The sequence below is a fragment of the Gleimia sp. 6138-11-ORH1 genome (genome assembly GCF_024814355.1).
GTDB lineage: Bacteria > Actinomycetota > Actinomycetes > Actinomycetales > Actinomycetaceae > Gleimia.
Window position 1 is genome coordinate 461,019 of the sequence record NZ_JANUXV010000001.1, and the last position, 25,875, is coordinate 486,893.

The 25,875-nt window shown below is 47.6% G+C and carries 18 protein-coding genes; 8 read left to right on the forward strand and 10 right to left on the reverse strand.

Annotated features, from left to right (window positions below):
* Both NXS08_RS01965 and NXS08_RS01970 read left to right on the forward strand, forming a co-directional pair.
* The gene (locus NXS08_RS01965) at positions 1-2,961 is read left to right on the forward strand and encodes a bifunctional [glutamine synthetase] adenylyltransferase/[glutamine synthetase]-adenylyl-L-tyrosine phosphorylase (protein WP_259136606.1); all 2,961 of its coding nucleotides are present in this window, start codon (positions 1-3) and stop codon (positions 2,959-2,961) included.
* A 9-nt stretch (positions 2,962-2,970) separates the two neighbouring features.
* Positions 2,971-3,711, forward strand: a complete 741-nt coding sequence (locus tag NXS08_RS01970) for a histidine phosphatase family protein (protein WP_259136608.1) — start codon at positions 2,971-2,973, stop codon at positions 3,709-3,711.
* Positions 3,712-3,864: 153 nt separating this feature from the next.
* On the opposite strand, the gene NXS08_RS01975 is transcribed toward NXS08_RS01970, so the two are convergent.
* From NXS08_RS01975 to NXS08_RS01995, 5 genes are all read right to left on the reverse strand, one after another.
* Positions 3,865-4,650, reverse strand: a complete 786-nt coding sequence (locus tag NXS08_RS01975; RefSeq protein WP_259136611.1) for an amino acid ABC transporter ATP-binding protein — start codon at positions 4,648-4,650, stop codon at positions 3,865-3,867.
* Positions 4,647-5,597, reverse strand: a complete 951-nt coding sequence (locus tag NXS08_RS01980; RefSeq protein ID WP_259136613.1) for an amino acid ABC transporter permease — start codon at positions 5,595-5,597, stop codon at positions 4,647-4,649. Before NXS08_RS01980 ends, NXS08_RS01975 begins: the two co-directional genes overlap by 4 nt.
* A gap of 52 nt (positions 5,598-5,649) precedes the next feature.
* On the reverse strand, positions 5,650-6,582 hold the full coding sequence (locus NXS08_RS01985; protein ID WP_396232243.1) for an ABC transporter substrate-binding protein: 933 nt from the start codon (positions 6,580-6,582) through the stop codon (positions 5,650-5,652).
* Between the two features lie 147 nt (positions 6,583-6,729).
* Complete coding sequence (locus tag NXS08_RS01990; protein WP_259136618.1) at positions 6,730-7,455, reverse strand: DUF4191 domain-containing protein; 726 nt, start codon at positions 7,453-7,455, stop codon at positions 6,730-6,732.
* A gap of 14 nt (positions 7,456-7,469) precedes the next feature.
* Positions 7,470-8,747 carry an MFS transporter gene (locus tag NXS08_RS01995; protein WP_259136620.1) on the reverse strand — a complete coding sequence of 426 codons (1,278 nt, stop codon included), beginning with the start codon at positions 8,745-8,747 and terminating at the stop codon, positions 7,470-7,472.
* 148 nt (positions 8,748-8,895) lie between these two features.
* Between NXS08_RS01995 and NXS08_RS02000 the strand changes: the two genes are divergently transcribed.
* A complete protein-coding gene (locus tag NXS08_RS02000) occupies positions 8,896-10,218 on the forward strand; it encodes a protein kinase domain-containing protein (RefSeq protein WP_259136623.1) in 1,323 nt (440 codons plus the stop codon).
* 196 nt (positions 10,219-10,414) lie between these two features.
* On the opposite strand, the gene sucB is transcribed toward NXS08_RS02000, so the two are convergent.
* From sucB to NXS08_RS02025, 5 genes are all read right to left on the reverse strand, one after another.
* Positions 10,415-12,103 (reverse strand): 2-oxoglutarate dehydrogenase, E2 component, dihydrolipoamide succinyltransferase, encoded by a 1,689-nt coding sequence (gene sucB / locus NXS08_RS02005; protein ID WP_259136625.1) that lies wholly within the window; start codon positions 12,101-12,103, stop codon positions 10,415-10,417.
* 36 nt (positions 12,104-12,139) lie between these two features.
* On the reverse strand, positions 12,140-13,516 hold the full coding sequence (gene lpdA, locus NXS08_RS02010) for a dihydrolipoyl dehydrogenase (RefSeq protein ID WP_259136627.1): 1,377 nt from the start codon (positions 13,514-13,516) through the stop codon (positions 12,140-12,142).
* A gap of 289 nt (positions 13,517-13,805) precedes the next feature.
* Complete coding sequence (locus NXS08_RS02015) at positions 13,806-15,272, reverse strand: leucyl aminopeptidase (protein ID WP_259136629.1); 1,467 nt, start codon at positions 15,270-15,272, stop codon at positions 13,806-13,808.
* A 132-nt stretch (positions 15,273-15,404) separates the two neighbouring features.
* Positions 15,405-15,866: a tRNA (cytidine(34)-2'-O)-methyltransferase gene (locus NXS08_RS02020; protein ID WP_259136653.1), complete on the reverse strand. Its 462-nt coding sequence runs from the start codon at positions 15,864-15,866 to the stop codon at positions 15,405-15,407.
* Between the two features lie 16 nt (positions 15,867-15,882).
* Positions 15,883-16,422, reverse strand: coding sequence for a YbhB/YbcL family Raf kinase inhibitor-like protein (locus tag NXS08_RS02025; protein WP_259136655.1), 540 nt, complete (start codon positions 16,420-16,422; stop codon positions 15,883-15,885).
* 207 nt (positions 16,423-16,629) lie between these two features.
* On the opposite strand from NXS08_RS02025, the gene NXS08_RS02030 reads away from it, so the two are divergent.
* The 5 genes from NXS08_RS02030 (at position 16,630) to NXS08_RS02050 (ending at position 25,865) form a co-directional block, all read left to right on the forward strand.
* Positions 16,630-17,157, forward strand: coding sequence for a hypothetical protein (locus tag NXS08_RS02030; RefSeq protein WP_259136658.1), 528 nt, complete (start codon positions 16,630-16,632; stop codon positions 17,155-17,157).
* Positions 17,157-18,902 carry a hypothetical protein gene (locus NXS08_RS02035; RefSeq protein ID WP_259136660.1) on the forward strand — a complete coding sequence of 582 codons (1,746 nt, stop codon included), beginning with the start codon at positions 17,157-17,159 and terminating at the stop codon, positions 18,900-18,902. Before NXS08_RS02030 ends, NXS08_RS02035 begins: the two co-directional genes overlap by 1 nt.
* 81 nt (positions 18,903-18,983) lie before the next feature.
* Positions 18,984-19,619: a thymidine kinase gene (locus NXS08_RS02040; RefSeq protein WP_259136662.1), complete on the forward strand. Its 636-nt coding sequence runs from the start codon at positions 18,984-18,986 to the stop codon at positions 19,617-19,619.
* 25 nt (positions 19,620-19,644) lie between these two features.
* Positions 19,645-22,761, forward strand: coding sequence for a DEAD/DEAH box helicase (locus NXS08_RS02045; protein WP_259136664.1), 3,117 nt, complete (start codon positions 19,645-19,647; stop codon positions 22,759-22,761).
* Between the two features lie 38 nt (positions 22,762-22,799).
* A complete protein-coding gene (locus NXS08_RS02050; RefSeq protein WP_259136666.1) occupies positions 22,800-25,865 on the forward strand; it encodes an error-prone DNA polymerase in 3,066 nt (1,021 codons plus the stop codon).
* The last annotated feature ends 10 nt before the right edge of the window (positions 25,866-25,875 follow it).

Consider the following 25,875-nt stretch of genomic DNA (forward strand, 5'->3'; position numbering starts at 1 on the left):
ATGCTAACTTTGGAAAACGCTGGAGCTTTACGACAAATGCTACGCAGCGCCGGAGTGACGAATGTTAATACAGCACAGGCGTATTTAGAAGCCTTAGAAAAACTACAGGTGCTGCCAGCGGATTTACAGTTACTACTTGCTGATTTAGCGCAGGCAGCCAGCCCGGAAACCGCCCTACTTACCGCGCTTAAAATTGCCGAAACTCAGCCTGAGCTTCTAAAAAACGTCTTAGGTAATGAAGAACAACGACAATTTTTCATTCGGATTTGCGGTAGCTCTGATATGTTCGCTGACTACCTAGTCAGCCACGCCGCAGTCTTAGAAGCTCAGCTTCCCAGCCAATTCGCAGAGCATTTAGACTCTTTACCAAGTTGGTTAGAGACATTAGCAGTCCAGCAGGGCTTAGATCTTACTTCTGTTGATGGCTTGCGTTCTGCCTACTGGCAGAGTTTACTTTGTATCGCCGGCATGGATCTTGCGGGAACTGAAGTTGCGACGATTAGCCAATTACTTTCACAGTTGGTAGATGCCACTTTAGTCAAGGCGTTAGACAGCGCCCTCGGGAAAATTAGCTGCCCGGGAATGCGCTTTGCCGTGATCGCCATGGGGAAAACTGGTGCGCAGGAACTTAACTATATTTCCGACGTGGACTTACTGTATGTTTACGAACCCGCTGCGCAAATGTCCGAAGCCGAGGGGCTGCAATATGCCAGCCAAGTGGCGGCGCAAATCGGTATGTTGGTTTCTGGCCCCGGTAGTTTACCTCCGCTGTGGCCAATTGACCTGGGATTGCGTCCCGAAGGAAAAGACGGGGCGATCGCACGAACCTTGGATAGCTACCGAGCCTACTATGCGAAGTGGGCGCAGAACTGGGAGTTTCAGGCGCTACTGAAAGCTCGCGCAGTGGCAGGAGATCCCCGGTTGGGACAGGCATTTATAGAGCTGGTAAACCCGCTTGTGTGGGGCGTGGCTGGGAAGCCACAGTTTGTTGCTGACGTGCGGCAGATGCGCCAAACAGTGGAAGCGAATATTCCCCGTAAGGATATGGAACGCCAACTTAAACTGGGGCGCGGCGGGTTGCGTGACATCGAGTTTTCAGTGCAGCTACTGCAACTGGTGCATGGGCGCACCGATGAGAGTCTGCGAGTAGCCGGCACCTTCGCGGCGATCGCTGCGCTGGCAGCCGGAGGATACGTGGGGCGTGAAGCTGCGCAGGGATTAAGTGAATGTTACCGATTCTTGCGGCTTTTAGAACATCGGGCGCAGCTGCTGAAAATGCGACGCACACACTTGGTGCCCACCCAGCCGGCAGTTTTGAATCGGTTGGCTCGGTCACTGCGAACCCACTATCCGCAGCTGAGCGATGGGCAGAGTTTAGAAGCGTACTGGCAGGAAATTAAACAGCGGGTAAGAGCGCTACATGAAGCGATCTTTTACCGGCCGCTGGTGGAAACTATTGCGCAGGTAAGCTCAGAACTGCAACTGATGAGTGAGTCTTCGGTGCTGGACCGGTTGGCAGCTTTTGGGTATCGGGATCCGCAGGGTACTTTGCAGCATGCGCGCGCATTAACAGTGGGGACTACCCGTACGGCGATGATTCAGCGGCAGATTATGCCGGCCATGTTTGCGTGGCTGGCTGATGGCGCGGATCCTGACCAAGGAATGCTGAACTTCCGGAAGCTGAGTGAAGAAATTGGCGCCTCGCACTGGTACTTAGGGCTGTTGCGGGACTCTACCGGGGCAGCCCAGCGACTGTGTCGGATTCTGCCGACCTCCACCTATGCAACCCATGCGCTGATGAAACTTCCAGAAGCAGTTAAGTGGTTGGATGATGACCGCCAGTTGCAGCCGCTTCCCCGTCAGCAAGTATGGTCCCAGGCCAGGGCTATTTTAGACCGGTACGAGTATTCTGTTGCAGCGGTGGAGCGTTTACGCGCTTTTCGCGATAGAGAGTTAACGCGGGCGGCTTTAGCTGACCTAGTATTGGGCATTTCCCAAGGGCGGTGTGCTTTAACTATCACGGCAATTACGGACGCTGCCATCAGCGGCGCAATTGAGGTGGCGCGGCGGAGCCTGGGAATTACGGATACGTTTGTTTATGCAGTGGCAATGGGACGTTTTGGTGGGGGAGAGCTTACCTACGGTTCTGATGCGGATGTAATCTGCTTCCACAGTGGGGAACTTAGTGAGGCAGAAGCAATTGTTAAAAAGACGGTGAGCTTACTTAATAGCGTGAGTGAGTCGGGGGCTTTGAACTTGGATTTGGATTTGCGTCCCGAAGGTAAGAACGGCTCTCTTTCTAAAACCTTGGAAGGCTACCGGGAGTACTGGCAGAAGTGGGCGGCTCCGTGGGAAAGGCATGCTTTAGTTAGAGCCAGAGTAATTCCCTCATTGAACGGGGGTGCTGAGGAGACTGAAAATCGTGTTAAGGTATCGGCTGAGACTAGGTTTCAGGCTACGGTTACTGAGTTTGTATATGGGAACGGTTTATCGGCAGAAGAACTGAAACAGATTCGGCTTTTGAAAGCGCGGATGGAAACTGAGCGGATTCCGCGTGGCGTTGCTTCTACCCAGCATTTAAAGCTGGGACCAGGTGGTTTAACTGATGTGGAGTGGTTGGTGCAGGTAAAACAGTTGCAGTTAGGCTTCGAGCATCTGCAACTACGGACTCCTAATACTTTGGAGGCTTTAGAGCAGTTAGTTAAGCTGGGGGAGGTAGCTGAAAAGGATGCGCAACTGCTTCGCACTGCCTGGCTAGGGGCTTCGCATTTACGGGCGGCTAACGTGCTGGCTACGGACCGGGTACGCGCGCGCGATTTGCTTCCTCGGCAGGTTGAAACGGCGCGAATGGTGGCGTTGGTTCTAGGTCATAGCCCAGATGAGTGGCAGCTGGTTAACGATCAGCTTCTAAAGAGCGCTCGGCAAGCACGTAAGGTATTTGAGAACTATTTCTATGTCTAAGGAGCAGTAATGCAGATCGTATTAGTAAGACACGGGCAGACTTCATCGAATATTTCTCGGGCTTTGGATACAGCTTTCCCGGGGGCTCCGCTGGATGAAACGGGTTTGGCGCAAGCAGACGCTTTAGGTGAGAACTTTTTACGCCTGGTAGGTGCGGCTCCAGAAGTCCTGTACGTTTCGCCGCTTACCCGTGCCTTGCAAACTGCCGCTGCGATTACAGCTCAGTTTGGGATTGAGGCAATCGAAATGCCTGGCATCAGAGAAATCGATGCGGGGGATTTGGAAATGTCCACTGCGGAAGCTGACATTTACACCTACTTACATACTTTGCACGCTTGGATTCGTGGAAATCGGGATGTGCAGATGCCCGGCGGGGAAGATGGGCACACTGTATTTAAACGTTTTAGTGAAAGTATTGGTAGTGCGCTAAATGCAGCTTTAGAAGCCGGTCAAGAAACGGTGGTTTTTGTTTGCCACGGGGCGCTTTGCCGTTTTATCGCTTCGAGTTTAAGCTCTCAGATTACTGCTGAACTGGTAGCTTCTTTCCCCATGAATAACGCCTCAACAACGGTTTTGAAACTACTGGTTGCTACAGAAGCGTTGCATCCAATCGAACCAGCTAAATGGTTTAACTTTGACTGGGAAGCCCTCAGTTGGTCAGACCAGCCTGTTAGCAGCTACCCGGAATCAGAAATGTCGTTAGATCCGATTCCTTCAAAACTACGCTCAGCACAAGAACCGCTGGGTTAGCAGGTGCTAAATTCGCACGCGAAAGCGCCTTCGTATGCGAATCGAGCCTTCGTGCCCTCTTATTTCGCACGCGAAAGCGCTTTCGTATGCGAATCGAGCCTTCGTGCCATCTTATTTCGCACGGGAAACGGCTTTCGCGTGCGAAATGGGGGACTAGCCGTGCGAAACCTGACCAAAGAATTCCTGCGCTCGCGGATGAATCGGATTATCAATCACCTCAGCCGCACTTCCCTGCGCAACTACCACGCCGCCATCCATGAAAACCACGTGATCAGAAACCTGCCGGGCAAACTCGACCTCGTGAGTAACTACCAGCATCGTCATACCAGAAGCAGCCAAATCCTTCATAACCGCCAGCACTTCACCAACTAACTCCGGATCCAAAGCAGAAGTCGGCTCGTCAAAAAGCATCAGCTCGGGTTCCATCGCCAACGCCCGGGCAATTGCCACGCGCTGCTGCTGACCGCCAGAAAGCTGCGATGGAAAATAATCCGCCCGATCCGCTAAACCAACTTTCTCAAGTAGTCTTAGCGCCTGCTCACGTACTTGCTCAGCAGGACGCTTCAACACTCTAAGGGGTGCTTCCATGACATTTTCCAAAGCCGTCAAATGTGGGAACAGATTGAACTTTTGGAAAACCATCCCAATCCTAGCTCGCTGCGCCGCCTGCTGCTTAGCCGAGAGCTCGTATAAGACCGGCTTCCCACCGCGGATTTTTTCTTGCATACCTAAAAGCTCGCCGTTGAAATAGACGCGCCCAGCGGAAACTGTTTCTAACCCGTTTACCAAACGTAACAGAGTAGATTTACCTGAGCCAGAGGGCCCTAAAAGTACACATACTTCTCCGTGTTTGACCGTTAGATCGACACCGCGTAAGACATGGAGGTCATCGAATAGTTTGTGGACTCCCTTAAACTCAACAATGGGATTTAGGCTCATGGGGTCACCTCAATAAATGGATCTTCTTTAGTTGTGTGGGCATCTAAAATTGCTTGCTGGCGTTTAGAAATACCTTTTCGTTTAGCTTTAGAACGCTTATTTTCTTCCCCGAATCCGCGTCCGTAGTAGCGTTCTAAGTAGGATTGTCCAACCATCAACACCGAAGTGATGAAAAGGTACCAAATTGCGGCATCCAGCAGTAGCGGAACTGGGTCAAAGAGTGCTTGGCCCTTATCTTTGGCTGCCCAGGTGAGTTCTAAAGTGATAGGGATAGCAGAAACTAAAGAAGTGGTTTTTAACATCGAAATAGTTTCATTTCCCAAGGGCGGAATGATAACGCGCATTGTTTGGGGAAGAATGATTCTTCGTAAAATTAACGAGCGGTGCATTCCCAAAGCAGTTGCAGCTTCCCACTGACCCTTATCGACTGAGTTAAGTCCAGCGCGAATAATCTCAGCTAGGTAGGCGCCCTCGTTTAATCCTAATCCGACAAGTGCCATTAGCATGGGGGTGAAGTAGTCAAGGGTGCTGAACTGGGCGAAGTAGATTTCTGTAAAAGGCAGTCCCAAAGAAATCTGTGGGTATAGGGTGGGCAGTAGCGACCAGAAGATTAGCTGAGTGTAGACGGGGGTGCCCCGAAAGAACCAGATGAAGAACCAAGCAACTGAGCGTAGGATTGGGTTCGGAGACTGGTACATTACTGCCATGAATAGCGCTAAGACCGTGCCGATTAGCATTGAGCCGACGGTGAGAATGAGCGTGTAGGCAACACCGAGCATAATGGTGCGTGAAAAGAGCCAAGCCCAGACTACTTCCCAGTGGAAGTTCGGATTAGTAGCTAACGACTGGAGGGTAGCGGCAACTAAAATCGCGACCAGGGTAGCGGAAAGCCACCGGGTGGGTTTGGGAAGCGGTTTAAGGTGGATTAGTTGTATTGGTTCCATCATCTGATTCTGTCTGTGGGTGCCTGCCCAGTTTTAGCTGGGAGTCCAGTTTAGTTTATTTTCCAGGGTTTAGATCGGCTTTGTTAAGCGCGGCTTCTCCGGCTCCGTAGTTGTCCAGAATCTGCTTTAGGTAGCCTTTGTCCATCAGGTATTGCATGGCTTTTTGGATTACTTCAGACAGGGCTTGGTTGTCTTTGGCGATTACAATGCCTTGTGGTTCTGCTTCAATCACTTCACCAACTTGTTCAATTTTTCCGTTGGTTTGGGTGATGGCATAAGCGGTAACTGTGGAGTCTGAGAGGACTGCATCGTATTGTCCGCCGACGAGTTTTGTGATGGCATCGGTGTTGAGATCGTGGGTCATGATTTTGACGGATTCTTTCCCGGCTGTTTCACATTCGGTTGATTTCGCTTGCATATATTCTTGCTGGTAGGTGCCCGAGAGAATACCAACCGTTTTGCCGCATACGTCAGCTGGATCGAAATTGCCTGGGTTTCCTTTTGGTACTGCGTAGGATGAGCCTACTTGCACGTAGGAAATCATGTTTACTTGTTCTAAGCGTTCAGGGGTGATGGTGAATGATGAAGCTCCGATATTGAATTTTGAGTCGAGGGCGGGAATGATGGTGGCGAATTCTGCGTGTTGGGTTTGGCCTTCTTTAAGTCCCATGACTTTTGCGAGGGCTTTGGTGATGTCTATGTCGTAGCCGATGGGGGTTTGTCCGTCTGCAGCGCGGAATTCAGCTGGCGCATAATCTGTGGAAGCGCCGTTTAATAGAATTCCTTTTTCTTTTAGTTCAGCTGGGACTAAGGCGGCAATTTCTGGGACCGTTTCAATTTGGTTGATATCGAAGGTAGCCGAGGGCGTTGTTTTATCGTTTGTGTCCGTTGTGTTGGGGGTTCCAACCTGGGGGTCTGCGCAGGCGGATAGGCTTAGGGATGCAAGGGCCAGGAAGGTAATAAATGTAGCGGTTTTCTTCATGATTATTCTTTCTGTAGATTTAGTGTCCTAATAATCATGCGCCCATATGAATAAATATGCAACCTTATGAATGAATATCGGTTGTGGTGTTGGTTACTTAATAAAAAAGTTGCCGCCTCAGCTGAGGCGGCAACTAAAAAAGAGTAAAATGCTTTAACGTCCTCTAAATGCGCGACGGCTTACCTTAGCCCGAGCTTTCGCCGGATCTACCGAATGGGGAAGCCCACCTTGCAATTTCACGTTAGAAAGAGCCTGTAAACGATTAACTACCAGCGGAACCTCATCTCTGCGGAGGGACTTAGGAAGCTTTCGCAAGGTCTTTTCTACTTTTTCTAAAGGTACTTGGCCTTCATCGTGACCAACATAGATAGTATGAACCGGAACGTTAGAAACTACCCGCTGAATTTGCTTGCGTTCACGTTCTACCAGTTCACGAACTCGCGATTTTGGTCCCTCAGCTAATAAAACAACTCCGGGACGACCAAACATGCGCCAAACTAAATCTTGCTGACGGTTAGCCGCGATAGGTTGTTTTTCAACAGTCCAACCACTGCGGATCTGCGAAATAACCCCGTAGACGGCACCGGTGTGTCCATCGATCTGACGGTAGAGAGCTTTTTTAACTAGCCAACCCAAGATCACTGTGGGGGTGAGGAATAGGAAAGTTAAAGAGAAGAATAGGTTCAGAATCCAATGCGCCCCTAAGAAATAGTTTAGAGTCGCGACGGAACCAACTACTGCCACAGTTGCTAGTAAAAGCCACCAGGGGAGCTGGGGGAAGCTACGCTTCGTAATCTTGTAGGCATCTAACAAGTTGTGATACCAACGACGCTTAGCCGGCGCAGTGGCCGCTGTCTGAGAAACTTCACTTTTAGCCATATTATTTATTCTTCTTATCGTTTTTTAAGCGCTAGGAATAATCCTACTCCTGCAATAATGATACCTGTTAATGACGCAGTCACAAACGCAATAGAATCACCATGAGACTGAGCTATGATCCCAACTAATGCAGCTCCGAAAGAAACACCGATAGTTACCGATGACTGCATCGCAGTCATCGCAATTGAAACACCATTTGCCGGAGCTAAATCTTCGGTAATCGAAAAGGCGGTTACCATTCCAGGGCCAATAAAAAGTCCGATTAAGAAGAGAGATAGTGCGGTGGTAGTGATTCCTCCGACGTAAGCGGTGAGTAATACCATCACAGACGTGCCCAAACCGGAAATCAGCAGGCGCTTAGGAAGGGAAAGACTTTCGGGAATTACTACCGTAAAGATTGCCATTATGGCTGAACCAATCCCCATAGCTGAGTAGATTAAACCGGCTGACCCACCGATCCCCAGTAGATTAGCACGGGCAGTAAGAGCCGATTGGATCCCACCGAATAACATACCGATGGCGATCATAGCGATAATGGTTGGCACGATTAAAGCCAGTACCGGAAGTAGTTTCACACCGGGTTCTTGATTAGTTTTTTCTCTTTCTTTAGCAGATTCAGTACCCACAGCATGCGGAACTGGAGAAAATGCGAAGATCATTCCCACGGTGGCAGTGAGGATAAAGGCGATCAAAAGGGGCGCTACCGGTGCAAAAAGGGAAGCCACAATGCCGACCACCGCGGGGCCGAGGACGAAAACTAACTCGTCTGCCATAGATTCATAGGAAAGTGCGGCGGAAAGTTCATGCGGCATGCGGGTAGAGGAAACCCACCTAGAACGGGTGAAAGAACCAATCGGCAAAGAGGAAAAACCTGTGATTACCGCAAAAAGTAGGATAAGGGGGAGTGGCTGTAAAAATTGTACGGATAAATATAGCCCCAGGAGTGCCAATGCGTTTACTGGAGTTAAATATTGCAGTGGTAGCTGTTGGCCGCGCCGATCTGCCCATTTTCCAATCAGTGGTCCGGCAATGGCGGCACTTAATGCGGTTACGCCGGTGGCAAGCCCACCGGTGGCAACTGAACCAGTGGTAGCGGAAACTGCGGTGAGAACGCCCAGCGGAAGCATTGCGAAAGGGGCGCGGGCTGCGAAAGCAACCAGTAGAGTTTTCCACCCAGCTATCTGGGGGAGGACTTTATAATGATTTAATTTATTTAAATGAGTCATCGTTAAGACTTCACTAGACTGCCCATCAGGGTCCGCGTTGCGGAGCAAACAGGCTGCGTCGTGCATGACACGAAGCTAATCAAGTTTAGCTGGTTTTTTACTAAAGGGAAAGTTTTAGCAAACTTGTAGGCGCAGGTCAGGGATATTTTCAGAGGTTATCCACAGGAGTGGAGGATTAGTAGCCAAAACATTACAGATTTGTTTTTCTGAGAATATGAACTTTGCAGATTATCAGGTGATTCGTCCTTTAGCGCAGACTACTCATGGGCCGCTCCTTTTGGTTACTAATCCCAATGGCCTGCTTCAAGTGATGCGTTTTATTAGCCGTGGTGAATATGCTGATAATGCTGCGCGGATTTCCAAGTTGTCGGAAATTAGTTTTGAGCATTGTGCGAATCTGCAAGAGATTTTCATGGAAGAAAACCGAGTTGCAATTATTACGGATTATGTTCAGGGACAGTCATTGGCTGAACTGATGCTTATTCCTGGAGCGATTAAACCTAAGTTCGCTACTTTTATTGTGAAGCGGATTGCAGAAGCCTTGAGTGAACTGCATTCGTGGGACCTTTTCCACGGGGATTTAACGCCTAGCAATATTGTGATTACTGCGCAGGGCAAAGTGAAATTAATCGACTTTGCGACTGTGGTGGGAGGGACAGCGGGATATACAATGCCTGGGAGTAAGCCGAGTGCATCGGCTGATTTATTTGCTTTAGAGCAGATTTGTAAAGAACTGGGAGTACCTGCACCAGCGTCCACTAAAGCAGAAAAGGATCCAAGTTTATCTGAGGAGGAAAATGGTTTTGCGCTTGAAGATGCGGTAAATCTAAGCCCGGCAGCACTATGGCGCGCAGAGTTGGCAAGACCGGTTACGCTGGCAGTTTCACCAACGAAATCTTCCCGAGGGCGCCACGCACAGGTTAAAAGCTTTTCGCAGCGTTTCTCATTTGGAGCTTTTAGTAGGCGAGTTTTATTGGGAATCAGTCTTTTACTAATTGGTGTGGTTAGTTTTACTTACTGGGTGGCTGGGAATGCGACTGAAAATCAGGCGGTAAAGGAGTTTTCTCCAACGCAGGTAGGTAGCGTTGCGCAGCAGAATCTAAATTTACAGACTTCTGATCAGGCTACTGGAAGGGAACAGGTAGAGCAGGTAACTTGTATGCAGATTTCTGACGCGGAATCGATTATTCGCTCGCTTTTAAAACAGCGTAATACTGCGTTGATGGAATTGGACGTGCAGAAATTAGAATCTGTTTATGTCCCAGAGAGTTCGGCTTATTTGGAAGATCAGGCGCTATTTTCCAGATTGAAAGAAAGGGGGATGGTGGTAAATGGAGTGCGTTCGGAAATTAGGAACTTGCAGGTGGTGGATTGTGCGGATTTAGTTCGCGTACAGTTTGAGCATCGATTGTTGGAATATGAGTTGTGTACTCGGGATAAGTGCGTGATGGAGACTGCCGGTAAGCCGCGGGTAGAGGAACTTTATCTGCAGGGGCCTCGCTGGCGGATTGTGAAGATTGCAGTACTCTTTGAATAATTGCTTGGCTTTAGTTAAGAAAGTGTTTTACGAGTTGAGAATCTGTTTTATGAGTTGAGAATCTGTTTTATGAGTTGAGAATCTGTTTTATGAGTTAAGAATCTGTTTTATGAGTTAAGAAATTTTAGGAAGTCTCGGTGCATTTGCACCGAGACTTCCTAAAATATGTGGTTATTTTGAAGTTAAACCTGTGGGTTTAGAGGCCCAGTTCACCTTCAAATTCGCCGGCTTCTAGGCGCTTCTTAACGGTCATCAGGTAACGAGCTGCGTCCGCTCCGTCGATTAGCTGGTGATCGTAAGACAGTGCTAGATAAACCATGGAACGAATACCGATAGTTTCGTTTCCTTCAGCATCCTTAACTACCATAGGACGCTTCACAATAGAGCCAACACCCAAAATAGCAACCTCAGGGGTATTCAATACCGGAGTATCGAAGAGAGCCCCTCCGGAGCCGGTGTTAGTGATTGTGAAAGTGGATCCGGTTAGTTCAGAGACATCGGCTTTGCCATCGCGGGTGCGCTTTGCTAAGTCGTTAATGGATTTTGCCAGACCGCCCAAGGTGAGGTCTCCGGCTCCCTTAATTACTGGAACGAAAAGACCCTTTGGAGTATCTACTGCGATACCGATATTTTCATAATCGTAGTAGGTTACTTCGTTACCGTTAATGGTAGCGTTAATCTTCGGGTGCATCTTCAGAGCTTCAGTTGCTGCCTTTACAAAGAAAGGTAGGAAGGTAAGGTTAGTGCCTTCACGTTCAATGAAGCTAGCCTTAGCGCGGGCGCGTAATGAAGCTACCTTAGTTACATCTACTTCAACTACAGTGGTTAGCTGAGCTGAGGTCTGTAGAGAAGTCATCATGCGCTTAGCAATCGTCTGACGCAGACGGCTCATCTTCTCAGTCTTGCCACGTAAGGTGGTATCAACTTCGATAACCGGACCGCTACTTGCTGCTGGAGCAGGGGTAGCTGCCGGGGCAGCGGAAGCAAGTTTAGCTGCTGCTTCGAGAACATCTTCTTTCCGAATTCGTCCGCCGATTCCGGTTCCGGTGAGGGTATTTAGATCGATGCCCTTTTCTTTCGCAAGTTTACGTACCAGTGGAGTTACGTAAACGCCTGCAGCTGGGGGAGGAACTGAAGCAGCTGCAGGTGCAGGAGTAGAAGCTGCTACCGGAGCTGGAGCTGCGGGAGCTACTGGGGCTGGTGCCGGAGCTGGAGCTGCAGGCGCTACTGGAGCTGCAGGGGCTACTGGGGTTGGGGCTGGAGCAGGTGCTGCCGGAGCGGCTGCAGGGGCTGGGGCAGAAGCAACTGCAGAAGAAGAAATGATAGCCAGAACCTGACCTACGGAAGCAGTTTCATCTTCCTGAACGCGGATTTCAGTTAAGAATCCGGCTGCGGGAGCAGGAACTTCAGAATCAACCTTATCGGTAGAAACTTCCAATAGAGGCTCATCTTCAGCAACTTCGTCACCTACTGCTTTCAGCCAAGAAGTAACAACTCCCTCAGTGACAGATTCACCTAATGCAGGGAGGACTACTTCAACGCCCTCGGAAGCAACTGGAGTTGCCGCGGCTGGTTCTACTGCCGGAACAGGCGCAGCAGCAGCGGGAGCTTCAGCTACAGGAGCAGCTGCTGGCTGTCCACCTTCAGAAGCATCACCGATTAAACAAAGCCGTCCCCCTACAGCAACAGTTTCATCTTCACCAGCGTAGATTTCTAAAATCACGCCAGATACAGGGGAAGGAACTTCAGAATCAACTTTGTCAGTAGAAACTTCAACGATCGCTTCGTCAGCTTCAACTACATCACCCACCTGCTTTAACCAAGTGGTGACAACGCCTTCGGTTACAGATTCACCGAGCGCAGGCATTTCTAATACGTGTGCCATTTAAAATGTCTCCTTTAAATTTTGAGGGGGTGTTTATTAGTCGTGTGCGTGAAGCGGTTTGCCAGCTAATGCCAGAGCTGCTTCACCAATAGATTCATTTTGAGTGGGGTGAGCGTGGATCAAAGCCGCTAAATCAGCTTCATATGCTTCCCAGTTAACAATTAACTGTCCTTCACCAACTTGTTCACCCATCCGGGCACCAATCGCGTGGAAACCTACAATCGGCCCATCAATAACAGAAACTAGCTTCACAAAACCAGTTGTATCAAGGATCTGTGACTTACCGTTACCAGCCAGGTTAAACTCAACCGACTTAACCTTATCGGCACCATACTTTTCCTTCGCCTGCTTTTCAGTAAGCCCTACCGAAGCAATTTCAGGTTCACAGAAAGTTACCTTTGGAATCCCAGTTTCATCAACAGGAACCGGCTGCAAGCCAGCGATTTCTTCAGCAACAAAAAGTCCCTGAGCAAAACCACGGTGAGCCAACTGCAATCCGGGAACAATATCTCCCACTGCGTAAATGTTACCGACTCCGGTGTGGAGGCGTTCATTTACCAACACAAAACCGCGATCCATAGGGATGCCAACTTCTTCGTATCCCATATTGGCAGTTTGTGGACCACGCCCAATAGCAACTAGCAAAACGTCAGCATCGTAGGTTTTGCCATCAGAAGTGGTCACGTGCACGCCATTATCATCTTGGGTAACTGACTGGAACATCGTCTTAGTTTTGAAATTAATCTTGCGCTTACGGAAAGCACGTTCCAAGTTCTTTGAAATAGCTTCATCCTCATTAGGAACCAGATTAGGAAGCCCTTCGATGATAGTTACGTCAGTGCCGAAAGAGTTCCAAACCGAAGCGAATTCAACCCCAATCACGCCGCCGCCAAGGATAATCGCAGAAGAAGGAACCCATTCCATTTGCAGAGCTTGATCAGAGGTAATTACTCGACCTTCAATAGTAAGCCCTGGAATCGTCTTTGAATAAGAACCAGAAGCTAAAACAATATGCTTACCACGGTAAGCGCGCCCGTCAACAGTGACAGTATCAGGTGCAGTTAGACGTCCCCAACCTTGAATGAAATCGATCTTACGGCTCTTAACTAAGCCCTGTAAGCCCTTATAAAGTTTATTGATAACCCCATCGCGGTATTCAGCTACACGGTGCATATCAATTCCGTGGAATTCTGAGTTAATCCCAAAGAAAGCAGAATGCTTAACTGTTTCGGTAACTTCAGCTGCGTGCAAGTAAGCCTTCGTGGGAATACAGCCACGGTGCAAACAAGTGCCCCCCAGCTTATCACCCTCGATCAAGGCTACTTTTAAGCCCAGCTGTGCACCGCGTAAGGCTGCAGCGTAGCCACCGGAACCGGCACCAAGAATGACAATGTCGTAAAGTTCTTCACTCACGTGATACTCCTCTGTGCAAAATAATTCGACCGACAATGGTCGCACTTAATCCTATTCTCTCACTTTTTAACTAAATTTGTCTGCGACAAACCTAAAAAATAACGTGAGAAAATAGCCAAAATGATGAGACAGATAGTTGCAAGGAAAGTTCTTGCAACGCCCTCGGAAAAATATCGGGAAAATATCGGAAAAATAGTTAGAAAAATATCGGAAAAATATCAGAAAATTATCGGAGAAATAATCGGAAAAATAAGTGGCGCACGAAAACCCGTGCGCCACTTAAAGAAACCTAAACTAAAGTTTCCAACCATTCAACTAAAGTTAAAACACCCATTCCGGTAGCACCCGAAGCATTCGCACCCCAGGCAGACCCATCATTATAGGCAGGCCCGGCAATATCAACATGCGCCCAAGGCTTATCGGCAACGAACTCTTGAAGGAAAATCCCCGCGGTGAGCATCCCGCCCCAACGAATTCCCGAGTTCTTCAAATCCGCCACCGGACTGCGTAAAGTTTCGCGCAAGTAGGAAGGCAGGGGAGCGGGCCACATCGCTTCCCCAACCTCATTAGCTGAAGCAACTAGCACATCACGAACTTCCTCAGTTCCCATCACGCCAGCAGTACGAACTCCTAAACCAACCATCTGTGCGCCAGTTAAAGTAGCTACATCAACAATCGCATCAGTATCAGTTTCGGCAGCTAAAGCCAAAGCATCCGCCATCACTAAACGACCTTCAGCATCAGTATTAGTAGTTTCCACACTTAAACCATTACGCATCAGCAAAACGTCAGAAGGACGCTGCGCAGTAGATGAAGGTAAGTTCTCAGCCAGCGCCAAATAAGTAGAAACTCCAACAGAAAGCCCCAACTTAGCAGCTGCTAAAGTGGCTGCCAAAACAGTTGCTGCGCCAGCCATGTCGCATTTCATCGTCTCCATCGAATCGGAAGGCTTCAAAGAAAGACCACCAGAATCAAAAGTGATTCCCTTACCAACAAACGAAATCTGGTTTTCCGCATTTTCAGGAGTGTAGGAAAGTTTCACCAAATAAGGTTTATGGGTGGAGCCTTGTCCCACAGCCACAATCCCCCCACAGTTTTCGGCTACCAGGCGGTCAAAATCCCAAACTTCCGCCGTAATCCCCAGTTTTTCAGCTTCTTCTTTAGCATAGTTAGCGAAAGTTTCTGGGTATAGGTCATTAGGTGCGCGGTTTACTAAATCCATCACCTGAATCATTGATTCAGCTAAAACACTGATTCTTAGCTGGGCTAAATCTTCATCTAAATCTGCAGGAGCTAAAATAACCAGTTCAGCAAGTGAATTAACTTCACTGTTTCCGTACTTTTTGAACTCGTAGTTACCTAAAATCGCACCGACTCCGGCGGCAACTACTTCATCAAAAGTTTGATAGTTCCCAGCTAAAACAACTTTCTTAGCTTTTGCGCCACGCACCCCAATGGCAGCGTAGTGGCGATGCCGGCCAGTGCCAGCTAATTCAAGTCCGTCATCAAAACTGGTGCTTCTGCGTTTTGCCATTTCAGACAGTTCAGTGCCGATTAAAGCGATCTGCCGGGCGGCGCTACCACAGGAAGGAAGTAGCGTGCGGGTTCCTGCGGAAGTCTCAACCTTTAGGTCACTAGCAGCTTGTGCAATAGCAGTATCATTTACGCCGAAAATTCCAGCTTCGCTAACATAAGCAATTAGCAGGTCGGCAGTAACTTGGGTGGGGTTATCGTAAATAAAAGAAATATTAGTCATGCTTTTAGTGTAGCGAAACCGGTTAAAATATGCGGAAACGCCTCCACCATAAGCACACTTAGAACTGCAATTATTAACCTAAAGTAGTTGATAACTTTGATTTAGGAGGGCTAAATGCGGTTGGAAATAGCCTTAAACTCCGCCGGGGTAGCCTAACTGCTTCCACGCTTCATAAATCACGATTGAAGCAGAGTTAGTTAGGTTTAGTGAACGGCGTTCAGGAAGCATCGGGATCCGCACTTTTTGTGTTAAACGAGGGTGTTCTAAAACCCAGGCAGGTAAGCCAGTGCTTTCTTTTCCAAAGAGTAAACCATCTCCATCGGCGTATGTAACGTCAGAGTAAAAGTCAGTGGCACTTCCGGTAAAAGCATAAATATTCCCAGGAACAGCTGCAAAAGCGGACTCTAAATTTGGGTGCGTCTGCACATGAGCTAAATCATGATAGTCCAAGCCTGCGCGACGCAGTTTCGAGTCTTCCATGTCGAAACCGAAAGGCTCAACCAGGTGGAGCATACTTCCCGTGCAGGCGGATAAGCGAATAGCTGCACCGGAGTTTCCAGCAATTTCAGGTTCAAAATAAATAATATGTAGCACGTTGAATAGTTTAGCTTTATTTCCCTAATTCTTGGTAAGTGAGCGTGAGGGAAGCCCGCGCAATCGTGTGAAAGAGGGCGTGGAAAGAAGCCGTAGTAATCGTTGTGTCATCCGGTAAATCCAAACTGTCTACATTCAGCGCATGAACAGTGAAAACGTAGCGGTGGGGGCGGTCTCCTGCGGGGGGAGCTGCCCCAAAGTAACTGGCTTCTCCTGTGTCATTGGGCAGGTGGAAAGCCGGTCCGTCTAGTTCTAAATCAGAAATTCCCGCGTTTTCAGCCAGTTCTGTTTGGGAGGCGGGTAGATCCAGGATTCCCCAGTGCCAGTAGCCGGCTGGGGTAGGTGCATCTGGGTCAAAGCAGGTGACAAAGAAAGATTCAGTTTCAGCTGGGAAACCACTCCAGCTAAGTTGTGGTGAGATGGAGCCTCCGGCGGCTGTTTGTGGGAAAGGGAGAGACTGTCCGTTGCTGCCCGCAGTGGAAGTGAGAGTGAAACTGGGGACAGGTGGGAGTGCCTCATCTGGGTGGGGGGCAAGGGGGCGCTTAGAGAGATCCATTTTTTCTTCCTTCCTTAGCTTGTGTTCAGTTTAGCTGAAAGGGGGTGCGAATATTGTCAAACGAAAATAACTAGCTTTTAGTTTCCGAGGGCGATGGGGGAACTAATAGGTGTAGAAATAAGGAAAAATATTGTGTCACCAGAAAATGCTATTTTTGGAACAGGTGTTCGATTAAGATATTTCTTGGGGGAGAAATGAGTTACCAAAATGAGAGCATTTTCAACGCAGGAAGTAATAAGTGACCTGGCCACAGAAAGGAAAGAAGAACGTTTAGCTAAAGCTAGGCTGCAGTTAATTAAAGCTGAAAATAGTTTAGGAGTAGTTACCGCAGAGGCTGTAAATGGTAAAGTCTGGCACTTGGATAAGCATAGTGAAAACCAGAATCGACTTTTAATTACAACATTAAGTTCCCTGCAGGAAACCTCACCGTGGATAGGCATAGTGGGGGTGCGTGACTTAGGTTGGGTGGCGGCGGTAGAAGCAGGAATTAATTTAGAGAAACTACTGCTGGTAACTCCGCCCCTGACACAGGTTGCAGATATTCTAGCTGAGTTAGTGGATGGATTCGATATTACAGTTTGTGGGCAAATATTCCTTAACCGAGCAGAAAAAACTCGCTTAGCTGCTAAAGTGCGCAAACGGCGAAATATTCTATTAACTTTAGAACCCTGGGGTGGAATTTCCCGGCAATGGAACCTGCCAGCTGGCCGATACCAGGTAGAAAGGGCCAGCTAATGTCAGTGATATTAGTAATGGTTCCCCAGTGGGAAACCTGCTCTTTAGTTTTAGACGTACCCCCCGGTGCAGTAGCAGTAACTGCTGAAAAAGGGCAGGTAAAGGCAGCTACTTTAGCAGCTCAAAAAATGGGGATTAGGGTTGGAATGAAACTTAACTATGCGCGGTATCTTTATAAAGACCTGCTAGTAATGCCCCTAGATGAAAACCGGCTACAACGAAGTTTCGCAGTTGTGATGACAGCTTTAGAAGAAGTAACCCCTTTTGCACAAATAATGCGTCCTGGTTTAGCTTGTATTCCCTATGCGCAAAATGAATCTAAGAAACTAAAGTTAGCGGAATTTCTAAATCAGTTGGTTGATGCAGTGGCACTGACAACTTCTGTTGAAGCCTATGTAGCCTACGGTGAAAGCTACTTAGATGCATGGAGAAAACTAAATAATTATTTGCCCGGTAGACAAAAATGCAACTCGGTAAATGAACTTCCCCTCAGCTCACTAATTGATTTCTTCCCAGAAGAAAACAACAGAGTAAAAGAAATGCTATTAGAGCTAAACGAAATGGGGATAGAAACTATCGCTGAAATACAGGCGCTTGGCTGGGGAAAAATACAAGCCCGCTTTGGACTTGCCGCACACACCTTAAAACAGCTAGTAGCTGCGGATGAAGTTAAAACAATTATTCTAAAAAAAGAGCTTATTCCCCGGGTAGAACTGGAGTTTACTAAACCTATACAAGACCCACTGCTAATTGTGGGGCAATCTTTAGAAAAAGCACAGCAGCTGGTAACGGATCTGCAAGAAAAACAAGTTAGTGCACAAGGAATCACAATCGCAGCAACACTGCAGATACCCCTACAAATAGCTGACGAAATAGGAAGGAAGTATTTAGAAACCCAAATAGTACAGGTAGACAGAAACTGGGCACTTTTTACTTTTCCAACGGCAACTGAGATAACTGCTCGATTGCAATGGCAACTTCAAGTTTGGCTGCAACACTACCAGGCTCAAGCCGCTTTACAACTAGATAAAACTACTTATGAAACTTTTTGGGACACTGAAATCTATAAAGAAAGTTTCGGCATAAAACAACTAACTATTACGGCCACTGAACTGATCCCCATCGGAGAAACCCTGCAAAAACTCTGGGGGAATAAAACCGCTAACGACTTAAGAGCCATACGAACAGCTGAGAAACTGCAACATATTTTAGGAGCAGAACAAACTCAACAAATAAAAATAACCGCAGGCTGGGATCCAATAAGTAAAGTCACCACCCATGCCTGGGGACAAAAGCCACCCCAACCAGCTTGGGAAACGTGGAAACCTGCTGAAAAACTAGCTTCCTACCCAAATTCACAAAGTTCGCGAAGCTGGTACGGCAGATTTACCCTACCAGCCCCCAGTACAGTTTTTACTCCTCCTTTGAAGGCACAGTTATTAACTGCTTCATTAACTTCTGTAGAAATCACTTCTACCGGTTTATTAGCAGCTCCCCCCACATACTTAGCTTTAGAAGCAAAAACACATGAATATTTACTAAAACAACTACCAATTCCTAAAGAAACTGCAATTATTAGTGTCATTGGACCTTGGATACAGCTGGGGAAATGGTGGGAAACAAACCAAAAAACAGGAAAAATCTGGCTTAAAATAACTCTGCAAACCACCCCGGAACTGGCAGAAAACTTACAGCTTTTAATGGTTTACACCCAACGAAACTGGTGGTTAGCAGGAATCTGGTAAAGCCTAATCGAAATGCGAATAAATTAAGTTAGAATCTTATGAGAGAAAAAGTAAAAAACAGCAAGGTAAATAGAGGAAACTGTGGCTAAACTTTACTTCCGATACGGAGCAATGAACTCAGGAAAATCCACGGCCCTACTACAAGCTGCCTACAACTATGAAGAACGAGGCCAGCGGATTGTTCTAGCTAAACCAGCTATCGACGTAAAAGGCGATTCTAAAATCGTTTCACGTTTAGGAGTCACCCGCGAAGTACATATGCTAATCAGCGCACAAGACGATTTTCGCGCCAAGTTCCAAAAAGTAGCTGCCGGCTATGACGAAAACGCCCTTATGAACGACGTAGAAATTCTACCAGTTGCCGCCATATTAGTAGATGAAGCCCAATTCTTCACCCCCCAGCAAATAGACGATATGCTTCGCATTGCCGTTTTAGATAACGTCCCCGTTTTAGCCTATGGAATTCGCACAGATTTCCAAACCGTGGCTTTCCCCGGAGCCCGGCGCCTACTAGAGATCGCCCATACCTTAGAAGAACTAAAAACTATTTGCCGTTGCGGCCGCAAAGCCATTTTTAATGGGCGCACATTAGACGGAGAATTTATCTTCGACGGTGACCAAGTCGCTATCGACGGAGTAGCCGTAGGATATGAATCCCTCTGCGGAGCATGCTACTTAAGTGAAGCTAACGGCAAATTAGCGGAACAAACTCACTGAATCCTTGTAAAACGGAAGAAACCTGTTGAAACCTCTAACTGCGTTAGAAAAAACTATCGCTACCTTAACCGAAGAAGCTGGGATCCGCTTAGCCGGACCAGCTACTTTTAGCATGGGAAGAGTCCTTGCAGATAGTGGGGCAGTTACTTTTTGGCAGTTCAACAGTGAAAAAACAGAAATCATTGCCAAAGTAAAAGGCGGAGGCCTAACCTACACCTGCTGGATTAGCCAACCAGGTAAACAGCCAAGAGACTTAGACCTGCGGTGCGCCTGCTCCATCGGTAGCTACTGCAAACACGTACTGGCAGCACTATGGAAAATAAGTGAAGAAAAAAGCCAGCAACAACTTACCTGGCGCGATACCTTAGATAATTTCTTAGCAAAACCAATTACCGGACAGCCCCTGGCATTAGTTATCGAAACTACCATCCACCCGCCGGAAATCACAGTGCGGCGAAAAAATGCAGCTGATAAATGGGTAGCTACCCGAGCTAGCTGGACAGATTTAACTTCCACAAAATGGAAGTCAGTAACTGAAGATCTCCGGATCGACCACCTAAAAATGGTGCGAAAAATCTGGAATACTGCACAGCGTTCACTAAGTTGGGTAAATAACCGAAGCATATCTTTAACTAACTTAGAACACCGAGCATGGAAACTACTCCAAGAAGCCGAAAAACTTGGCATCGAATTATTCTTAGACGACACCGACCACCCATTAGAAATAGCAACTGAAGAAATCGACTTAAGGTTTGACGCACACACCTTAAAAAATGGGGATCTGGAACTAATTGTGGTTGGACAATACGCCGGGCAAATCATTCCCTACCCGCAAGTTTTAGATACCCACCCCGCCCTCGTTAAATTTAAAAACCGAATCCTAATTCCCGTAGCTGAAGAAAGCAACCAACTGGTTGAAGCAGCCAAACAACAACGCAGAATCGTAATCCCCCAAGCAGACCACAAAGAATACGAAGCACACTACCTTCCCTACCTATCCCACCTACTGGTGGCAGACCAAACTCTGCATGGACCGTATATAACTGCAGAAGTTGAATTAGCTGACTACCAACTTAAAATAGACTGGCAAGTAAGATACGAAAACGAAACCCAAACGCTTAAACTTGCCTGGTTCCAAGCTAAAACTACTCGCCCAGCAGATCAGGAAATCTTTCAACAAGTTCGCCAACTAATCCTTGAAAATGCCACGGACCTAACCGAAATAGACCCAGAAAGGCAAACAAACTACCTGGGAATCGAAAAATTCACACAGTTACAAAAACTGGTAGAAGCCACCCAAAGCCAAACCCAGTGGCTTACTTGGAATCTCAGCGCAGCTGTAGCCCAAATGCAGATAAGTCAAACTCCGGCAGTTATTCGCCTACAAAATGTAGAAACGCTCGACAGAGAAAAGCCCGACTGGTTCAACCTAGAAGTTGTAATTGAAGTAGGGGATCAGCTGGTATCGATTGAGGAAGTCTTTAAAGCCCTGGCCAACCAAAGAACCTGGGTAAAAACCGAATCCGGTATCTGGGTGGAACTAGATTTAACTCAAATAGAAAACCTTAGAGCACTCTTAGAAGGAATCAGCGGTAGTAATTGGGAAGGGCAGATTCTCCAAGTCCCAAAGGTGCGTTTGGGAATGCTCACTAGCTTAGAACATTACGAAGTTGATATTAGTGGAATCGAAAAATGGATTACACAAGTTGCAGAGCTGGTCGCTGAAACTCCAGAAAGAACCCTCCCTAAACCAAAAAATGCGGCGCTGCGCCCCTACCAAATCGCCGGAAGCGCCTGGCTGGACAGAGTCACTAGCCGAGGTTTTGGCGCGATCCTTGCAGATGACATGGGGCTGGGGAAAACCCTGCAAATACTCACCGTATTAGAAGCTAAACGGCGTGCAAAAGAACTAAAAAATGGGGTAGTGGTAGTCGCTCCTACCTCAGTTCTACAAGTCTGGGCAGACGAAGCTAAACGCTTTTACCCCCAGCTACAAGTCACTATCGTTAGACACAGTAAAAAGAAACGCTCCCAAACTATAGCGGAACTACTCAAAGAAAACGATGTGCTGATCACCTCATGGAATCTACTGCAAATCGATGCGAAAGAATATCAGCAGGTACAGTTAGACGGGGTAGTATTCGACGAAGCACAAGCCATTAAGAACCCACGTACCAGCCAGCATAAAGCAGCAAAAGACCTGCAAACACAATGGAAAATTGCGTCCACCGGAACTCCAATTGAAAATAGTCTCAGCGACTTATGGGCAATCATGCGGGTTATAAACCCCGGATTACTGCCAGGTTTTACCGAGTTTAATCTTCAATACGGAAAACGCGTAGAAAACTACGCGGACCCAGAAATATCCAAACGACTCCAAGCACTCATACAACCATTTATGAAACGGAGGACTAAAACACTCGTAGCTCCGCAACTTCCAGCAAAAATAGAACAAATAATCTCTGTCCAGTTAGAAGCCAAACATCGTAGACTATACGAGCGGTACTTAAATCAACACCGTAAAGAACTACTCGCCGTAGCAGAAGACGGAGCTACCGCAGGATTCAAAGTGATTACTGGGCTAAATCAGCTGCGCCAGCTGGCCCTGGACCCAGCCTTAGTTGAAAAAGACGCGCATTGGCCAGAATCGGCAAAAACTAAAGCCCTGCTTGAGCTACTTCTACCACTAATCGCAGAAGGTAAAAAATCTTTAGTATTCTCGCAGTACACCGCATATCTGCAGCGCGTGAAAGACAGTTTAACAACCGTTGGAATAGAGTACACCTATCTTGACGGGAGTACACAGAACCGCCAACAGGTTATTGAAAACTTTAGGAAATCCGCAGTCCCCGTATTTTTAATTTCATTAAAAGCCGGAGGAACTGGATTAACCCTTACCGAAGCTGAAAATGTTTTTATACTTGACCCCTGGTGGAATCCGGCAACCGAAAATCAAGCGATCGACCGAGCACACCGCATTGGACAAAATAAAACAGTTAATGTTTACCGCCTATGTGCCGAGGGAACTATTGAAGAAAAAGTAATGGCACTGCAAGAACATAAACGCATAGTTGCAGAAGCAATTGTTGGAGAAAAAGTAGAAGCCCTTAAAATAGCAGACCTACAAGCAATACTAAGCTAAACCTACTATATCGAACAGATGTTCGATATAGTAGGAGGGTGTCACAATACGCAGAACTACACGCCCATAGCTGCTACAGCTTTCTCTACGGCGCCGACCACCCAGAAACCCTAGTTAAACAAGCCAAAGAACTGGGGCTAACCGGAATAGCAATTTTGGACTACCACGGAATGTACGGCGCAGTAAAAACTGCAGTTGCAGCCAAAACACACGAAATAAAAAGCATCTACGGAACAGAAATACTGGTAAAAGACCCAGACCTAGGCTTAGTCCACCTACCTGTACTGGCAAATAACGTAAAAGGCTACCACCAACTTTGCAAACTAATCTCAGATACCCAACTTGCCAACACCAGCCGTCAAGACACTATTCTCAGCTGGGAAGAAATCGCCACCCACTTTCAAGATAACTGGACTATCCTCACCGGAACTACCAAAGGCCCCCTTCGGAAAGCCCTCAACAAAACAGGAATAACAGGAGGAAAACAACTCCTACAAAAACTAACTGGCTTATTCGGAAACGCCCTCGCCATTGAAAGCAACCTACAAACCCCCGAAGAACAAGAACTTACCAGCCACCAGCTAGCCACTTTAGCGAAACAACTACAACTTCCCCTAATAGCTACAGGCGCTGTCAAAGCCGCCCACATTAACTCACTTCCACGCGCAAACGTACTCAACGCCATCCACCTAAAAGGAACTTTAGAACAAACCGAACCATACTTAGAAGCCTTCCCCGCAATACTACGAAGCGCAAGCGAAATGGAAAAAATCCATAAATACTATCCCCAAGCCACAGAAAACGCCGCAGAACTAGCCGAAAAACTCGCTTTCAACCTAAACCTAATCGCCCCGCAACTACCCAAAGGAATCATCCCTCCAAACGAAACCGAAGAAAGTTGGCTCCGCAAATGCACCTATCAAGGCGCCTATAAAAGATACGGCACCCCAAATGAAAACCCCAAAGCCTGGGAAACTATCGAATCCGAATTACAGATAATTACCCAGCTGGGATTTTGCGGATATTTCCTCATCGTTAAAGAAATCGTTGATTTTTGCCTGGCCAATGACATTCTCTGTCAAGGAAGAGGCTCCGCAGCAAACTCGGCAGTTTGCTACAGTCTGGGAATAACCGCAGTAGATGCAGTCAAACATCAACTCATGTTCGCGCGTTTCCTTTCCCCAGACCGCGATGGGCCACCCGATATAGATATCGACATAGAAGCCGAACGCCGTGAAGAAGTAATCCAACACGTTTACGAAAAATACGGACGACACAATGCCGCCCAAGTAGCTAACGTGATTACCTATAGAACTCGTTACGCCATTAGTGACGTGGCAAAAACCTTTGGATACAGTGAAGCAATTGCCCGCAGTTGGAGTAAACAACTCACCCCCATCCCCATAGACCCCAGAGTGGAAAAAATCGCAAAACAACTACGAAAATTTCCGCGCCACCTGGGAGTGCACACCGGCGGAATGGTACTTACCCGCCAACCCGTCTCAGAAATCTGCCCCCTGCAATGGGCAAGCAAAACTGGGCGCACCATCCTCCAATGGGATAAAGAAGACTGTGCCGAGGTCGGATTAGTAAAGTTCGATCTTTTAGGACTAGGTATGCTAACCGCCCTAAAACGTATGTTCACCGCCCTCGAAAAAATGGGACACAGGGGAACAGACGGAAAGAAACTAAACCTATATAACCTCCCCGCTGAAGACCCCGCCGTTTACGACCTGCTTTGCGCGGCAGATACCGTAGGAGTCTTTCAAGTAGAATCGCGCGCCCAAATGAACACCCTCCCACGTCTAAAACCCCGCTGCTTTTACGACCTGGTAGTAGAAGTCGCTCTGATCCGCCCCGGGCCGATTCAAGGAAACGCAGTAAATCCCTACCTGCGCCGCAGATTAGGTAAAGAACCCATTACATACATACACCCCAGCTTAGAACCCATTTTGCAACGCACCTTGGGAGTCCCCATCTTCCAAGAACAGCTAATGCAAATCGCCGTAGAGACAGCCGGCTTTACCACCGCCGAAGCAGACCAGCTACGTAAAGCAATCAGCGCAAAAGACTCCAGCGAAAAACTCGCAAAACTAAAACCTAAACTTTTTGCAGGGATAGCAGCCAAAGGAATCTCTAAAGAAAACGCCGAAACAATCTTCAACTATTTCAAAGGCTACGCCCAATTTGGCTTCCCCGAATCACACGCTTTTTCATTCGCCTACATTGTCTATGCGTCTGCCTGGATGAAAGTACACCACCGCGCAGAATTCTACGCGGCACTAATAGCCTCTCAACCCATGGGATTTTATTCCGTTGCCAGCTTGATCGCAGACGCTCGCCGGCACAACGTAAAAGTACACGCAGTAGACGTAAACTCTTCGCAGTGGCTCACTAAAGCAGAAAATGAAGAAGTTTACCTGGGGTTACACCTGCTAAAAGGACTGGGAAAAAATACGGCTCAGCGTATTGTCAAAGCCCGTGAAAAAGCCCCTTTTACTTCTTTAACAGAAGTAGCTTGGCGCTGCCAACTAAACGAAACACACCTGCGCCTTTTAGGGCTTGCCGGAGCATTCAATAGTTTGGGAATAAACCGGCGCGATGTTCTCTGGCAAGCTCGTTTCCTAACACAAAACGAAAAACAACCGACTCTCCCTGGACTAGAATTTTCGCCCGTCACACTACCAGAAATGACTAAACCCCAAGAAATACAAGCAGACTACCAACTGGCACAAGGAAGCGCCCAACTCCACCCCTTTGAACTACTTAGAACAGACCTCACTAACCGCGGAATTATGAGTTGTGCAGCAGGAAAACAAGCAGCCGATAAACAGAGGATAAAAGTAGCTGGCCTGGTTACTCACCGGCAGCGCCCCGCCACCGCTAAAGGGGTAGTATTCCTAGCTTTAGAAGATGAAACTGGAATCATAAATGTACGCTGCTCAATAGGATTATGGAAACGATACCGACTAACTGCATTAAACACGAACGCGTTGATTATTCGCGGAGTAGCAGACACCGCTGACAATGCATTTTTGCTAGTAGCAGATAAGATTGAAAAATGTGAAGTGAATGTGCAAACACAGTCACGTGATTTTCGATAGGAAACCTGAC